General features: G+C 65.3%; 15 protein-coding genes and 1 pseudogene. 7 read left to right on the top strand and 9 right to left on the bottom strand.

The window, feature by feature from the left end; translation table 11 throughout:
• Positions 1–23: 23 nt before the first annotated feature.
• The 5 genes and pseudogenes from J2S97_RS05995 to J2S97_RS05975 all read right to left on the bottom strand — a co-directional run bounded on the left by J2S97_RS05995 (position 24) and on the right by J2S97_RS05975 (position 3,709).
• Positions 24–812 carry a polyphosphate polymerase domain-containing protein gene (locus J2S97_RS05995; protein WP_307047470.1) on the bottom strand — a complete coding sequence of 263 codons (789 nt, stop codon included), beginning with the start codon at positions 810–812 and terminating at the stop codon, positions 24–26.
• Positions 809–1,540, bottom strand: a complete 732-nt coding sequence (locus J2S97_RS05990) for a DUF4956 domain-containing protein (RefSeq protein WP_307047786.1) — start codon at positions 1,538–1,540, stop codon at positions 809–811. Before J2S97_RS05990 ends, J2S97_RS05995 begins: the two co-directional genes overlap by 4 nt.
• 106 nt (positions 1,541–1,646) lie before the next feature.
• Complete coding sequence (locus J2S97_RS05985) at positions 1,647–2,426, bottom strand: GtrA family protein (protein WP_307047469.1); 780 nt, start codon at positions 2,424–2,426, stop codon at positions 1,647–1,649.
• Positions 2,389–2,712 carry a glycosyltransferase gene (locus tag J2S97_RS05980; protein WP_307047468.1) on the bottom strand — a complete coding sequence of 108 codons (324 nt, stop codon included), beginning with the start codon at positions 2,710–2,712 and terminating at the stop codon, positions 2,389–2,391. The genes J2S97_RS05985 and J2S97_RS05980 overlap by 38 nt, the downstream gene beginning before the upstream one ends.
• A gap of 9 nt (positions 2,713–2,721) precedes the next feature.
• Positions 2,722–3,709: pseudogene (locus J2S97_RS05975) on the bottom strand (phosphodiester glycosidase family protein).
• Between the two features lie 165 nt (positions 3,710–3,874).
• Between J2S97_RS05975 and J2S97_RS05970 the strand changes: the two are divergent.
• Entirely contained in the window at positions 3,875–4,678 is an 804-nt protein-coding gene (locus tag J2S97_RS05970) for a thioesterase family protein (RefSeq protein ID WP_307047466.1), read from the top strand.
• Between the two features lie 27 nt (positions 4,679–4,705).
• Here J2S97_RS05970 and J2S97_RS05965 read toward each other — a convergent pair whose 3' ends face one another.
• Positions 4,706–5,095 (bottom strand): DUF2177 family protein, encoded by a 390-nt coding sequence (locus tag J2S97_RS05965; protein WP_307047464.1) that lies wholly within the window; start codon positions 5,093–5,095, stop codon positions 4,706–4,708.
• Positions 5,096–5,111: 16 nt separating this feature from the next.
• On the opposite strand from J2S97_RS05965, the gene J2S97_RS05960 reads away from it, so the two are divergent.
• The gene (locus tag J2S97_RS05960; protein ID WP_373460510.1) at positions 5,112–5,861 is read left to right on the top strand and encodes a lipoate--protein ligase family protein; all 750 of its coding nucleotides are present in this window, start codon (positions 5,112–5,114) and stop codon (positions 5,859–5,861) included.
• Positions 5,862–5,959: 98 nt separating this feature from the next.
• Here J2S97_RS05960 and J2S97_RS05955 read toward each other — a convergent pair whose 3' ends face one another.
• Complete coding sequence (locus J2S97_RS05955) at positions 5,960–6,217, bottom strand: mycoredoxin (RefSeq protein WP_011692168.1); 258 nt, start codon at positions 6,215–6,217, stop codon at positions 5,960–5,962.
• A gap of 177 nt (positions 6,218–6,394) precedes the next feature.
• Between J2S97_RS05955 and J2S97_RS05950 the strand changes: the two genes are divergently transcribed.
• A complete protein-coding gene (locus J2S97_RS05950; protein ID WP_307047784.1) occupies positions 6,395–7,123 on the top strand; it encodes an SOS response-associated peptidase in 729 nt (242 codons plus the stop codon).
• Between the two features lie 37 nt (positions 7,124–7,160).
• On the opposite strand, the gene J2S97_RS05945 is transcribed toward J2S97_RS05950, so the two are convergent.
• A complete protein-coding gene (locus J2S97_RS05945; RefSeq protein ID WP_307047460.1) occupies positions 7,161–7,583 on the bottom strand; it encodes a VOC family protein in 423 nt (140 codons plus the stop codon).
• A 14-nt stretch (positions 7,584–7,597) separates the two neighbouring features.
• On the opposite strand from J2S97_RS05945, the gene J2S97_RS05940 reads away from it, so the two are divergent.
• Positions 7,598–7,921: a chorismate mutase gene (locus tag J2S97_RS05940; protein ID WP_307047458.1), complete on the top strand. Its 324-nt coding sequence runs from the start codon at positions 7,598–7,600 to the stop codon at positions 7,919–7,921.
• Between the two features lie 76 nt (positions 7,922–7,997).
• Here the strand turns inward: J2S97_RS05940 and J2S97_RS05935 are convergent, their stop codons facing one another.
• Positions 7,998–8,384 (bottom strand): hypothetical protein, encoded by a 387-nt coding sequence (locus J2S97_RS05935; protein WP_307047455.1) that lies wholly within the window; start codon positions 8,382–8,384, stop codon positions 7,998–8,000.
• Between the two features lie 191 nt (positions 8,385–8,575).
• Between J2S97_RS05935 and J2S97_RS05930 the strand changes: the two genes are divergently transcribed.
• The 3 genes from J2S97_RS05930 to thrS all read left to right on the top strand — a co-directional run bounded on the left by J2S97_RS05930 (position 8,576) and on the right by thrS (position 14,548).
• Complete coding sequence (locus tag J2S97_RS05930) at positions 8,576–8,908, top strand: DUF6504 family protein (RefSeq protein ID WP_307047453.1); 333 nt, start codon at positions 8,576–8,578, stop codon at positions 8,906–8,908.
• Positions 8,905–12,405 (top strand): DNA polymerase III subunit alpha, encoded by a 3,501-nt coding sequence (locus tag J2S97_RS05925; RefSeq protein WP_307047451.1) that lies wholly within the window; start codon positions 8,905–8,907, stop codon positions 12,403–12,405. Before J2S97_RS05930 ends, J2S97_RS05925 begins: the two co-directional genes overlap by 4 nt.
• Before the next feature lie 133 nt (positions 12,406–12,538).
• Positions 12,539–14,548, top strand: a complete 2,010-nt coding sequence (gene thrS, locus J2S97_RS05920) for a threonine--tRNA ligase (protein ID WP_307047449.1) — start codon at positions 12,539–12,541, stop codon at positions 14,546–14,548.
• The last annotated feature ends 13 nt before the right edge of the window (positions 14,549–14,561 follow it).

Raw genomic sequence — 14,561 nt, 5'->3', positions numbered from 1 at the left:
CGTCCCAGGTGGGGGTGTAGGGATCAGGCGGCGGGGCGGAGGGCCAGGTCCCGGCGCAGTGTCCGGTTCCAGCGGTTGGCCGGCAGGTCCGGGCAAAGCGCCGCCATTCCGGTGGCGAACTTGGAGATCCGGGACGGCCGCACTCCGTAGGCCCAGAGATGCCGGTCCAGCGGGCCGGCCGTCGATCCGGACTTGGTCTCGAGGATTACGGCGCCGTCCAGGACCCATGCCTGCTGGCCGGGGCGCTGCCAGGTGACATCCGTATCGAGGGTGGCCCGGCTCCCGGATTCGGGCAGGTACAGGGTGGTACGGAAGTAGCGGGTCTCCAGCACGGGCCCCAGCGGTCCGGAGGGCACATCGCCCACTGCGGCGGCGAGGGTTTCCTGGACGTAGTCCAGGCCTTCGGCCGTCAGCCGGGTGCGGTCGGTGAGCTCGTAGGGGATGCGTTCCTTGACCGTGGCCTCGCGGGCGCCTTCCGTTTTGACCTCCAGGAAGCTGATCGCGCTGTCCACATAGGTCCTGGTGCGGACCTTGTAGCGGCGCCGGCGGCCGTGGGCTGCCAGCAGGTAGCTGTCCAGCTGCTCGGTGTCGAAGTACACGGAGTCGTAGGCGAAGCAGCGGGAGCCGTCCATCTCCAACACCCGGACCTCGGCGTCGAACGTGGCCAGGAGCTGCTGTGCCAGCGTCTCGGGGACCACGTACTTGCGGTCCACCCGGGTCTGCAGCGCGGCTTCGGCATTTAGTTCGTCCAGCCCGACCGGCGGCAGCAGGCGCAGGGTTCCCAGGACGCCGGCTTGTACCGGGGCGCTCACGCCGCAGCTGCCGAGGCATGGACGGGGTCGGCCGCACGGCCGGCAGGCACAGCCGGCGCCGGGTCCGCAGCGTGGCGGGCAGCCGCCGTCGGGAACGGGGAGAGGACTGGCGGTTCCATGACCCCTGTCCCGGCTGACGGGAATTCCAAAGCGGCGGAGTCGGTCGAACCGGCGGGGAATGCTGCCGGAATGTAGGCGTAACGCACGTCGACGATTGTCTTGTCGTTGACGAGGTCCAGCTCCTGCACGGTGGCCGAGTGGACCTTGCCCTGGACCACCTCTTCGAGCCGGGCGTACAGTTCCTCCTCCACGGCGATGGCACGGTCCAGGATCACTGTCTGGTGGCGGTATGCCGGCAGGACCCGTGAGTGGTCGCCCACAAACATGACCAGCAGGATCATGGCCATCAGCACCAGCGGCAGCCACACGGGGTCGATCCCGAGACCGGCGATCAGGCCAAGGGCCAGGGCGGAGAAGTAGTACGCAACCTCGTGCTGGGCAAGTTCGGTGGAGCGGAGCCGGATGATGGACAGCACCCCGAAGAGGCCGAGTCCCAGGCCGACGCCGGCGGCAGATCCGGAGAGTGCGGCGGCCACGGCCATGACGCCGACGTTCATGCCGAGGTAGGACACCACCAGGTCGCGGCGCCGGTGCCGGCGCAGGTAGAGGGCGAAGGTCAGGATGCTGATGGCGGCCAGGTCGGCGGCAATAAGAATGAGCGGTGTCATGGGGTTCTCCGGAATCTGATGGGTGGATTGGTCTTTACGATCCACGGCCAAACTGTGCTGGTGCTGTGACGGAACCTAGGCCGGAATATGAGTGTTTTCCGCGCGTTCATCCGCTGTTTTCCCGGCGGCCTTGCCAGCGCTCTTTGCGAAGAGGAACCGCTGCTGCACCACGTAGCTGACGGCAAGCGTGGCGATTTTCAGCAAGGATCTTGGCGGCCAACGGGGACAGCGAAACCGCTTCGAAGGCCGCGATGAGCCCGAAGTTGGCGGCAAGCAGCACCAGTACCAGGCTGAAGTAGCCGACGCCCGTTTGCGCCGCAGGCTTCTCCCTGCCGTGCCGGAACACCAGCCTGCGGTTGACTGCGAAGTTGACTGCGGAACTCACGGCCCGGGCGCCAACCACAGCAAGCACGAGCGAGTCGGTGGCAGCGTTGAGGATCAGGAACATCACGGTGTCCACGAGGAACGCCGTGAACGAGGACGCCAGGAATTTGATCAGCGGTGCATAGATCCGGGCGGAGTCCGCCAGCGGCCTGAAGTGCGACCCGGAATTGTGGTCCAGGTATACCGTGGCGATGTCCACGCCCTCGATGGCATAGCCGGCCCGCCTGGCCTCGAGCAGGAGATTCAGCTCGTACTCGTAGCGCTCGCCGTGGACGGCCCGCAGCCAGGGGAGCATGGAGGCGGGGTAGCCGCGGAGGCCTGTCTGCGTGTCGGAAAAGCGCTCGCCGGTGGCCAGGGTGAAGAGCAGCCTCGTGGCGTTGTTGCCAAGCCTGCTGCGGGCCGGGACGTTGCCGGTGAAGCTTCGCGTGCCCAGCACCATGACCGGTGAGCCGGGCTGTGCCGGGTCACTCCTGACCGCGGCCGCCACGCGAAGGATGTCCACGATGGTGTGCTGGCCGTCGCTGTCGGCGCAGACCACGTCCTGGCCGGGCAGGTGGTCCGCGATGAAGCCAAAAGCCGGTCTTGAGTGCGAAGCCCTTTCCGCGGTTGCGCGTGTAGCCGATGAGGTGGCACCCGAGCGCCCTGACGCCGTCGAACACGTCACGGTACGCGGGGCCGCTGCCGTCATCAACCACCACCACGGTTGCCCACGGTTCGGCGTCCCGGATGGAGCGGACCAGGGCGGGAAGTTGCTGGTCCGGCTCGTAGGCCGGGATCAGGATGATCATGGCCGGCCCCTACTGCGCGATGTAGAGGATGTCGGAGGTGCCGCGTTCCTTGTTTTCGCCCAGCGGGTTGTTGACCAGCTCCCCGTTGAAGTACGTGGTGGAGGATCCGCCGCCGTCGACGTTGTACGCCGTGGTGGCGCCGAGGTCCTGCATGATCTGCGCCAGACCGGTCATGGTCACGCCGGAGCTGTAACCGGGGCTGCGGCCGTCCACCACCACGAACACCAGGTGGTTCCCGTCGATGATGCCGACGGCGGTGCGGGGCTGCTCGCCCTGGATGGAGTGGTTGCCGAAGTTGGTGTCCACCTCCACGTCCCCGATGCCGTCGGCGGTCCCGCCGTCGTCCAGCAGGGACGGGCCGAACGAGAGAGTGTTCCAGACGCCGTCCGCCATGAGCTGCCCGGCGGTGGTGGCGGTTTCGTCGTAGACCTTGACGGTGCCGTCGCGGTAGAAGGCCAGGCCCTGCCGGGCGCCTTCGTCGCGGAACACCACGCCGTTGCGGATCACGATGCCGGTGTCGCGGAAGCCGTAGTAGTCGCCGTTGATGGCGAACACCGCGTTGTTGTCTTCGGCGATCGCGGAGGTGGTTTCGGTGATGTTCCCGCCGAAGCTGTTGTTTGTTGGCGAACGCGGACTGGAGGGTGGTGGCGTCATCCAGTTCGACGTCGGCAACGTAGTACGTGACAGTGCTGTCACCGCTGCCGGTGGTCACCGTGGAGATATTGATGTTGGAGCTGTCAGAGACGTAGGACGTGTCCGTGGTGACGGCGGTCGTGCTGCTTGATTCGCTGGTGGAATCACTGGTGGTTCCTGCCGTCGTCCCCGCCTGGCTTGCCTGGTAGGCGGAGACGTCCGAGATTTCCACGTGCTGGACCACAAAGCGGTCCAGTGCCCACGCAGTGGCCCCGCCTGCGGAGAGTGTGAGGGCGACCGCCCCGGCGACGACGGCGCGTCGTACGCGGCCGCCTTTACGGTGCTGGTTCTTGAGAGGAGTCATGCATTATTTCTAGGCTCGGGACATATACCGGCCATGGGGTCAGGATAAGAGGAAGCTGTGAGACCGGCTGCAGGACGCTCGGGCGGCCGCAACCCGAAGGCCGGAGGTCCGCAGCAAGCGATAGTGTGTTCTGGGATCATCACCAGCCATGCGAAAGGGTCGACGTTGACTGCAGCACTTCCGGAACTTGCCGAGGGCGACTTCTACTACGAGTCACTGGGAGGCGGGCGTTTCCGTTCGACCATTCACGCCCAGGGTGCCTGGAACGAACACGAACAGCACATGGCGCCGGCATCAGGTCTCATGGCGGATTGCCTGGATAGGCACGAACCGCGGAGCGATGTCCGGATGGCGCGCCTGAGCTACGAGATCCTGGGGCTGATCCCGGGCGGCGAGTTCGAGGTGGTCACCACCACGCTGCGGCCCGGACGCACCATCGAACTGCTGCAGGCCGAACTCGTTGCGGACGGTCGCGTGGCGATCCGTGCCACGGCGTGGCGGATGATTACGTCTGATACAGCCGCCGTCGCAGCGGTCGAAGACGGCGTGATTCCGGGGCCGGACGAGTGCTCACCGTACGACGGCGCCAGCGTCTGGCCGGGAGGCTATATCCGTTCCCTGGAAATGCGGGTGGCGGACGGACACCGCCCGGGCGCCGGGAAAGTCTGGCTGCGCACCGGGCATCCGCTCACGGACACGGCTGACAGCGGGGACGTGGCACGGCTGATGGGGCTGGTGGACACTGCGAACGGAATAGCGGCTCGCGTCCCTCCGGGCAGGGACAGCTACGCCTTCCCCAACCTGGACCTGCAGATCCACATGTACCGGAAACCTGCCGGCGACTGGCTTGGCCTGGACAACGCGGTCTCCTTCGGCGCAGACGGCATCGGGCTGACGTCCACGGTGCTCCACGACCTTAGCGGGCCCTTCGGCCGCGCCGAACAGATCCTGACCATCCGCAGGACGTAGCAGCCACGGAACGCGGCTTCGCAGGGCTCAGCTCTTGTGGAAGACGAGCCAGCCGGCCAGCGTAGCCAGGGCCGTCAAAGCTGCGCCCCAGAGGATGTCCACAACAATAAGCTGCAGCGGCCATGTCTTCAGCGTGGCGGCATTGGTGAGGTCGTACGTGGCGTAGGCGAACGCGCCCAGCGCGGCGCCGTAGCCCACCGCGCTGAGCCAGCTGCCGCCGTCGAGCGTGGGACGCAGGGCGAAGAACACGATGCCGGCAATGTAGATCACGTAGAACACCACCGCGTACCCTAGATGGGGCCGGTCGGCCAGCAGTTCACCAATCTGTCCGCGGTAAAACGGGTTCATCGTCTTGAGCCAGATGGCATCGATGACGGCGAACGCGGCGGCGACCACGAGGAATTGCAGAATGACCATAAGGGAGCTTAGCAAGATGCAGCACGCGGCCGGCGCACCAGCCACGCTGACCATCGTCCGGCAGGAACAGTCGCTGGGGGCGGCGCGGGACCTGGAATTCGGCATTGAACTGCTGGGCCTGGCCAAAACCGGCAAGATCGGCCCGACGCTGCGGCTGTACCGCCCGGCGCCCACAGTAGCCTTCGGCCAGCGCGACGCTCACCTTCCCGGCTTTGAGGCAGCGGCCCGGGCCTGCCGGGAGCTCGGTTTTGAACCGCTGGTCCGGAAGGCCGGCGGCCGGGCCGCGGCCTACCATGAGGGAACACTGATCGTCGATCACGTGGAACCGCATGCCGACGCCATCGCGGGGGCCAAAGGGCGTTTCGCCTTCTTCGGGGAGATGCTGGCCGAGGCCCTCCGCAGCGCGGGTGTCCACGCCGCCGTCGGCGAAATCCCGGGTGAGTACTGCCCGGGGGAGTTTAGCGTCCACGGCCAGGACCCGGCAGATCCTCAGCACAGGGTCAAACTGATCGGCACAGCCCAGCGGGTTGTGTCAGGCGGATGGCTGTTCAGCTCGGTCATCGTGGTGGAAAACTCCGGGCCCATCCGCCGTGTGCTGGAAGCCAGCTACGCCGCCCTGGGGCTGGACTGGGACCCGTCCACTGCAGGGGCCGTCGACGACCTCGTCCCCGGACTCGACGTTGCGGCGGTCGAAGCGGCGGTCATTAACACCTATGCCGAATACGCGCGGCTGGAGTATGCGGACTTCGTCAGCCTGCGAGGCTAACCGTCACGCGTTGGCGGACATGGTCTGCGGACATGCATTAGGCCGGGCACACAGGTGCCCGGCCTTGCTTTTTGAACAGCCTTTGCGTCGGACGGGGCTTAGGCCGCGAGCCGGCTCTTTACCTCAGCCGCCGACGGGTTGGTGGCGGCCGTGCCGTCCGGGAAGAGGACGGTGGGGACGGTCCGGTTGCCTCCGTTGAGCTGCTCCACGAGATCGGCAGTGCCTTCAACTTCTTCGATGTTGATCTCGGTGTAACCGATGCCCTGGGCGTCCAGCTGCTTCTTCAGCCGGTTGCAGTAACCGCACCAGGTGGTCGAAAACATGGTGATGGTGCCGGATTCGGGAGTGAAATCCACGGAGTTCTCCTCAAGCTCGTTGTTGCTCGTCGTAATCAAAGCTGATGTCTTTCCCATCAACCGTAACCCGACGGCCGGTATTCCCACGGCGGCGGGCCCTGACCGTCGCCGTGGGTGACGCCGGGTGACACCGCCTGCGGGCGGTGGCATGCTGGTGCCATGTGTGGACGCTACGTGATGGCCAGGGCCGTCGGGGACCTGCTGGCCGAGTTTGACGCCGAACTGGAAGAGGAACTGGCGGTTCCGCCGTCGTGGAATGTGGCTCCTACCGCTGACGTGCCCATCCTGCTGGAGCGGCTGGTCGAGGGCAGCCCGGTCCGGCAGCTGCACGTGGCCCGCTGGGGGCTGGTGCCGTCCTGGGCCAAGGATCCTTCCATCGGCTCGAAAATGATCAATGCGCGGAGCGAGAGCGTCCTGGAGAAGCCGGCTTTCCGCAAGGCAACGAGGTCTAGGCGGTGCGCGGTTCCGGCGGACGGCTATTACGAATGGAAGGGCGAGGGGCGCAGCAAGCAGCCCTACTACGTCCACCCGAAGGACGGCCGGCCGCTGGTGTTTGCCGGGCTGTATGAGTGGTGGAAGGACCCCTCCAAGCCGGAGGGCGACCCGCAGCGCTGGATGCTGTCCACCTCCATCATGACCACCGACTCACCGCCCGAAGGCTATGCCGGAGGAATGCTGGCCGAGCTCACCGCCCTGCACGACAGGGTGCCGCTCCCCATGGACCGCACCACCATGGAGGCGTGGCTGGACCCCCAGGCCGATGACGCCGCCGGGCTGGTGGACCTGGTCCGGGCCGGGGCGCACGACGTCGCGGAAGGCTGGACGATCGATGCGGTTGGCCCCGCCGTCGGGAACGTCAAGAACGACTCAGCGGAACTCATCCAGCCGGTGGGAAGCCTGTTCTAGGCGGGCGGTGTCCAGAGGGCGTTAGTCTGGGCGGGCGTCAGACCGTCACCGTGCCGCCGGCGTCAACGGTCCACGTGGGATTGAAGGCGATTTCCCAGCGGAAGCCGTCCGGATCGGCGAAGTATCCGGTGTAGCCGCCCCACGGCTGGGTTTTCGGCGGGCCCACCATCGTTGCTCCCGCGGCCTCGGCTTCGGCCAGGACCCGGTCCACATCCGCGGCGCTGCCCACGTTGTGGCTCAAGGTGATGCAGGGGATCCCGGCAGGGCTGTCCACGGAGGCCTCTGCCTGCATCTGGCCAGCATCCCAGAGGGAAAGAATGAGGCCGTGGTTTGCCTGGATGAACACCACTTCGCCGGGGACTTCCCGGTGCACCGGCCAGCCAAGGCCGCTGACGTAGAACCTGCGTGCGGCGTCAACACTGCGGACGCCAAGTGAAATGAAGTCGACTCGAGGCTGCATTCTTAGATACTGTCATGCACATGCCCACAAATCACGGACACGACAAAGACGCCCAGGCCGACAGGGAGCAGCTCGCAGCTGTCCGCGTGGCCGTCGATGAAGTAGATGAGCAGATCGTCACCCTGATTGCGCGCCGTGAACGCCTGATCCGGATTTCCGGCACGCTCAAGGGCGATGACGCAGAGGTCCGTGCACCCGGCCGGGTGGAGAAGGTCATCGAGCATGTCCGTGCCGCCGCGGAGAAGAAGGACATTGACCCGGACATCGTGGAGAAGACCTACCGTGCCATGATCACGGCCTTCACTGAACTTGAGATGAAAGTGCACAACGCCCAGTAACTAACGGCGTTCGACTAGCGGCGTTCGACCCGGCCAGTTGCACGGGTCCGTTTGCCGGTCTTTCTGCCGGGCGAATCTAGAGGGATTCCTCCACCGGCACGTTGGCTTGGTAGTCCCTGCCGTCGGCTTCGCTGAAAGCGGTCATGAGATGACCCTTCTCCAGCCCCAGGACGGTACTCATGGGAAAGTTCCCGGTAATGGTGCTGCCTGAATGTTCCACGCCGCTGAGGTCAAAATTTTCCTCGGTGCCGTCATGGCTGAAGCAATAGAAGGACACGGCTTCGCCGTTCATGAACTCGATTCCCATTCTTCGTTGATGGGAATGATCCGGTGTGGCCGCCACAAGGCCCACCACATAGGCGCCCGACCCGGGGATATTCCCGTCAATAGCAAAAGTCGCCACCAAGGTGGAGTCCTTGGCGGCGATGGATACGTGCTTCAGGAGTGCGTTATGGGAGCTCATGGCTCCATCCTTCCCCTTGCGCTCCCGTCCGTCCACCCCTGATCTAGGTTTTGTCACCGCCCCGGCGTAGACTGGTTTTATTCGAAGATATATTCGAACGAACCATATAAACCGAATCATTTCAAGTTTCTTCCTGTCTCCCGTCACGGTCACCAGTTGCGGGACGGGGAGGGCTGTTCCGGGAGGCGCCCATGGGCATGTTCAGCGAGGGTGTCGATGTCGTCTGCACCCCCGCCGGCGAGCCGCTGGAACTCACCTGGGCCGGCCGGCATTACACGGTCTGCGCCGAACCCGTGCGCTGGTATGAACGGCGCCAATGGTGGGTAGAGGAAACCCGGGCGCCGCTGGGTACCGGACCGGGGCTGGTTGACCACGAAATCTGGCGTGTCCAGGTCCGGCTATCCGACGCCAAGGCTGCGCCCGGCCCGGAAGGCAGCCTCACCCTTGACCTGACCAGGAATATCGGCAGCGGACGCTGGAGGCTGCTGCGGATCCACGATGCCCTCCGGCCACAATCAGCATGAGCTTCACCCATCTCCACGTTTCCACCGCCTTCAGCGCGCACTACGGGGTCTCCTGGCCGGACGAGCTCGCCCAGTCGGCCGCCGCGGACGGTGCCACGGCACTGGCCTGCACCGACAGGGACGGGCTGTACGGCACTGTCAAACACCTCAAAGCCTGCATGGCAGCGGGGCTGGATCCCGTCGTCGGGGTTGACCTTGCAGTCTTCGACGACGGCGGCGACCTCCGCACCCAGCTCGCGGGCCGCGTCGTCGTTCTCGCCCACGGACACAACAAGGGTGCAGGTTACCGCGCCCTCTGCCGGCTTATTTCAGATGCCCATGCCCGCACCTCCGGCAAAGCCGGGGGAGCAGTTCCCGTTGCGGTGACCCGCGCCGAACTCGCCTCCCGGACTCTGCATCCGGAGACATTGGAGCCGGTCCTGACCGTCCTGATCGGACCGGATTCCGACGTCGGCAGGGCAATGGGCGGCCGCCGGTACCTTCGTCCCCGCACCCTGTTCAAACAGTGGCTGGACGGTATGCCCAAGGGGACAGTGGCGGCAGAAGTAGTGTCACACCTCAGTGCCCCCGGCCAGCCGCTGAGCACCGCACACGCCGTGCGCATGCTCAAGCTCGCTGCCGAGCACGGGGTGCCCGCCGTATTGACCAACGCCGTGCGGTACTGCGCGGAGGACGGGGCCGCCACAGCTGATGTCCTGGATTCAGCGCGCACCCTGAAGTCGCTCCCCGAGCTGACCGCGGAGCCGCTGCTGCAGCCGAACGGCCAGGGCTGGCTGAAATCTGCGGACCAAATGCTCCAGCTCGGCAAGGAGATCATCCATGCCGCGGGCTACGGCACCACAGACCTCGCCCGGCTGCTGGGCCAAACCGAAGCGCTCGCGGACCGCTGCCGGATTGATCCCGTCACTGACATGGGATGGAAGCAGCCTGTTGTTCCTGAAGCGGCCGTCATCGGCATCGACGGCGACCCGCTGGTTGAGCTGACCCAGCGCTGCGAGGCGGGTATCGGCCGGCGGTTCCCCGGGATATCGGGTGAGGCTGAAGCTCAAATGCGGGCACGGCTGGACCACGAACTGAAGATCATCGCAAACCTGGGGTTTGCAGCCTACTTCCTCACGGTGGCGGAAGTATCCCGAATGATCCTGGACATGGGGGTCAGGGCAGCCGCCAGGGGCTCCGGCGCCTCCAGCCTGGTCAACTACCTGATCGATGTCAGCCAGGTGAACCCGCTTCAGCACGATCTCATTTTCGAACGGTTCCTCTCCCGCGACAGGGCAACCCTTCCGGATATCGATATCGACGTCGAAAGCGCCGAGCGGCACAATGTCTACCGCAGGATCTTTGACCGCTTCGGGGCGGAACGGGTCACACTCATGAGCATGCAGAACGGCTACCGCGCTCGCGGTGCCGTCCGCGACGCCGGGCTGGCGCTGGGCATGGACGACGGCGACATCGGCGAAATCGCCAAACAGTTGTGGCGTTTCTCGGCCCGGAAGTTCCGTGAGGCCCTGGTGGAGAAACCGGAGCTGAAGGAATTCGCGGGCCGGGTGGAACAGCGCGATTTCGCGGAAAACCAGCAGCTGGACCTGCTCGTGGACCTGACCGAGAGGCTCGACCGGCTGCCAAGGCACATCTCCATGCACCCCTGTGGCGTAATCCTTGGCGACGCCACCCTGCTGGACCGGACACCCGTCCAGCCCAGCGGACTGGGCCTGCCCATGAGCCAGTTCGACAAGCACGACATGGACCCGATGGGCATGCTCAAACTGGACGTCCTCGGCGTCCGGATGCAAAGCGCCATGGCCTTCGCCGTCAGGGAGGTCATCAGGCTGCACCCCTCGAAGGCTGAGGTAGTGGCTGCAGGCGTCCACCCGGTGGGGCCCGAAGGCACCGGACCGGATTACATCGCCGCTGACGGGCACATCGACCTCAACGCCGTACCCCTGGACGATGAACCGACCTACGAACTGATCCGAAGCACCCACACGCTGGGCTGTTTCCAGATCGAATCACCTGGGCAGCGGGAACTGATCGGCAAGATGGCCCCGAGGGAATTCAACGACCTCATCATCGACATTTCGCTGTTCCGGCCCGGTCCCATGAAATCGGACATGGTGCGCCCCTTCCTGGAACACCGACACGGTTTTGCGCCTGAGGTCTATCCGCATCCGGATCTCATACCCGTGCTCAAGGAAACCCACGGCGTGACGGTCTTCCACGAACAGATCCTGAAGACCTTCGACGTCATGACAAAGTGCGGGCTGGCCAGGGCTGATGAATTCCGCCGTGCCCTGGGGAACGAACTCCTTGAACCCAAGGTGGAGGAATTCTTCCGCAAGGAAGCCCGGGCGAAGGGTTACACCCCGGATGTAGTGGACAAGGTCTGGGGAACGCTGAAGGCCTTTGGCAGCTTTGGCTTCTGCAAGGCACACGGCGCAGCCTTCGCCGTGCCCACCTATCAGTCGGCCTGGCTGAAGGCCCACCATCCGGAGGCTTTCCTGGCCGGGCTGTGGGAACACGATCCGGGCATGTACCCCAAGAGGCTCCTTGTTGCCGAAGCGCGGCGGCTGGGGATCCCCATCCTCCCCCTCGACATCAACAAGAGCCAGGCGGAGTACCGCGTGGAACGGGTCGGGTCCGGGCCGGACCGGGGGAAGCTCGGCATCCGGCTGAGCCTGAACGGCATCTACGGGCTCTCCGGCGCTGAACTGAAAAGGATTGTTTCCGGTCAGCCCTATGACTCGCTGGCCGACCTTCGGGCCCGCTCCCGTCTGAGTAAACCGAGCATCAAGCGGCTTGCCCAGCTGGGAGCGTTCGACACACTGCATCGGGAGTCCGGGGGAGCCGCTAACAGGGCTGACCTCGTCCAGCACCTGCAGGCCCTCCAGAACCGTCCTTCCAAAAAAGGCGTTGAGGTCATCGAAGGCCAGCTCTCCCTGCCCCTGGGCGATGTTGAACTCAGGAACCTGAAAGCCGAACTTCCAGCACCCACCATGGTGGAGAACGTCAGGGCCGAGCTTGACCTGATGGCGGTGGATGTCAGTGAACACCTGATGTCCAGCCACCGGCCCCTGCTGGACCGGTTGGGCGTCACCACCGCCGATAAGCTCCTGGGGCTCCGGAACGGCACTGAAGTGCTGGTTGCCGGTGTGCGGATCGCCACCCAGACTCCGCCGATGCGGGGAGGCCGCCGGGTCGTGTTCATCAGCATCGATGACGGCACCGGCTGCGTTGACTCGGTGTTCTTCCATGAAGCCCAGGAGCTGGCCGGCCCGTTGCTGTTCGGCACCAGGCTGCTCCTCATCCGGGGCAACACCCGCCGGACCGGACCCCGCGGGATCAGCATCAGCGCCAGCATGGCCTGGGACCTTAGCCGACCCGAGACCCTGCCGTTCCCGGAAAAGCAATCCACTGGCCAGCGGGAGCGGGACCAGCAGTTGCAGGGGCCGCTGGACGGGATCAGCCGTAACCTGGCCATCACCGGGCTGGGCAGCTGACCTGCCCTGCGGAACAGTGAACCCAACGTGCCGCTTTGGTCGGCCTATCTCTCAACCGATAGCATGGACGAGGCTGGCTGTGGTCCCCGTACGCCACAAGCTACGAAGCCTTAACTTTGAATAGGAGACACCCGTGTCAGATGCCCAGAAGATCACCCTCATCGTCGACGGCGAAGAGACCAAGGTGACTACCGGGACCACCGGCGCGGAACTCTTCTTTGAGCGCCGCGACGTCGTAGTCGCCCGTGTGAACGGCGAACTGAAAGACCTTGACCAGCCGCTCCCCGAAGGCGCGGACATCGAAGGTGTCACCATCGATTCCCCGGACGGCCTCAACGTCCTCCGGCACTCAACCGCCCACGTCATGGCCCAGGCCGTGCAGCAGCTGCGGCCTGACGCCAAGCTCGGGATCGGGCCTTACATAACTGACGGCTTCTACTTCGACTTCGACGTCGCCGAGCCGTTCACCCCGGAAGACCTGAAGGCCCTGGAAAAGATGATGCTCAAGATCATCAACCAGAACCAGAAGTTCGTCCGCCGCGTGGTGTCCGAGGACGAGGCACGCGAAGCCATGAAGGACGAGCCCTACAAGCTCGAACTGCTGGGCAAGAAGAACGACGCCGCCGACGCCGGTGAAGGGGTCAATGTCGAGGTGGGCGCCGGAGACATCACCATCTACGACAACGTTGACCGCAAGAGCGGCGACACCGTCTGGTGCGACCTGTGCCGCGGCCCGCACCTGCCCAACACCAAGCTCATCTCCAACGCCTTCGCCCTGACCAGGTCCTCGGCCGCCTACTGGCTGGGCAACCAGAACAACCAGCAGCTGCAGCGCATCTACGGCACGGCCTGGCCCACCAAGGACGCCCTCAAGGCCTACCAGGAGCGCATCGCCGAGGCCGAACGCCGCGACCACCGCAAGCTGGGCGCCGAGCTCGACCTGTTCTCCTTCCCGGACGAGCTGGGTTCCGGCCTGCCGGTGTTCCACCCCAAGGGCGGCATCATCCGCAAGGCTATGGAGGACTACTCCCGCCAGCGCCACGTGGACGCCGGCTACGAGTTCGTCTACACCCCCCACATCACCAAGGGGCACCTCTACGAAGTCTCGGGCCACCTGGACTGGTACAAGGAGGGCATGTTCCCGGCGATGCACATCGACGCGGAACTGAACGAGGACGGCAGCGTGCGCAAGCCCGGCCAGGACTACTACCTGAAGCCGATGAATTGCCCCATGCACAACCTGATCTTCCGCTCGCGCGGACGCTCGTACCGCGAACTGCCCCTGCGGCTCTTCGAATTCGGTTCCGTGTACCGGTACGAAAAGTCCGGCGTGGTGCACGGCCTGACCCGCGTGCGCGGCATGACACAGGACGACGCCCACATCTACTGCACCCGTGAGCAGATGAAGGACGAGCTCACCACCACGCTGAACTTCGTGCTGGGCCTCCTCAAGGACTACGGCCTGGACGACTTCTACCTGGAGCTCTCCACCAAGAACGAAGACAAGTTCGTGGGCGACGACGCCACCTGGGAGGAAGCAACCCGGACCCTCGCCGAGGTGGCCGAAGCCTCCGGGCTGGAACTCATCCCGGATCCGGGCGGAGCAGCGTTCTACGGCCCCAAGATCTCGGTCCAGGCAAAGGACGCCCTCGGCCGTACCTGGCAGATGTCCACCATCCAGCTCGACTTCAACCTGCCTGAGCGCTTCGAACTCGAATTCCAGGCCGCCGACGGCACCCGCCAGCGCCCGGTGATGATCCACCGCGCCCTGTTCGGTTCCGTGGAGCGGTTCATGGGTGTGCTGACCGAGCACTACGCCGGCGCCTTCCCGGCGTGGCTGGCACCCGTGCAGGTGGTGGGCATCCCGGTCGCCGAAGCGTTCAACGACTACATGTTCGACGTCGTCGGCCAGCTCAAGGCGGCCGGCATCCGGGCCGAGGTGGACATCTCCTCGGACCGCTTCCCGAAGAAGATCCGTACCGCCAGCAAGGACAAGATTCCGTTCGTCCTGATTGCCGGCGGCGAGGACGCTGAAGCCGGAGCCGTTTCCTTCCGCTTCCGCGACGGCAGCCAGGACAACGGCGTGCCGGTGGCCGAGGCCGTCCAGAGGATTGTCGAAGCCGTCCGCAACCGGACCAGCTAGCGGAAGCGGAAGG

Origin of the sequence: Arthrobacter oryzae (genome assembly GCF_030812315.1) — a bacterium.
Taxonomy (GTDB): domain Bacteria; phylum Actinomycetota; class Actinomycetes; order Actinomycetales; family Micrococcaceae; genus Arthrobacter; species Arthrobacter oryzae_B.
The sequence above is the reverse complement of the archived record's forward strand: the minus strand, read 5'-3'. Positions and strand labels throughout refer to the sequence as shown.

Coding starts and splice junctions, on each gene's coding strand:
- J2S97_RS05950 (WP_307047784.1), top strand. CDS start 6,395: ATGGCCAGGGCCGTCGGGGACCTGCTGGCCGAGTTTGACGCCGAACTG.
- J2S97_RS05930 (WP_307047453.1), top strand. CDS start 8,576: ATGGGCATGTTCAGCGAGGGTGTCGATGTCGTCTGCACCCCCGCCGGC.
- J2S97_RS05940 (WP_307047458.1), top strand. CDS start 7,598: ATGCACATGCCCACAAATCACGGACACGACAAAGACGCCCAGGCCGAC.
- J2S97_RS05990 (WP_307047786.1), bottom strand. CDS start 1,540: ATGACACCGCTCATTCTTATTGCCGCCGACCTGGCCGCCATCAGCATC.
- J2S97_RS05935 (WP_307047455.1), bottom strand. CDS start 8,384: ATGAGCTCCCATAACGCACTCCTGAAGCACGTATCCATCGCCGCCAAG.
- J2S97_RS05925 (WP_307047451.1), top strand. CDS start 8,905: ATGAGCTTCACCCATCTCCACGTTTCCACCGCCTTCAGCGCGCACTAC.
- J2S97_RS05965 (WP_307047464.1), bottom strand. CDS start 5,095: ATGGTCATTCTGCAATTCCTCGTGGTCGCCGCCGCGTTCGCCGTCATC.
- J2S97_RS05945 (WP_307047460.1), bottom strand. CDS start 7,583: ATGCAGCCTCGAGTCGACTTCATTTCACTTGGCGTCCGCAGTGTTGAC.
- J2S97_RS05980 (WP_307047468.1), bottom strand. CDS start 2,712: ATGATCATCCTGATCCCGGCCTACGAGCCGGACCAGCAACTTCCCGCC.
- J2S97_RS05960 (WP_373460510.1), top strand. CDS start 5,112: ATGCAGCACGCGGCCGGCGCACCAGCCACGCTGACCATCGTCCGGCAG.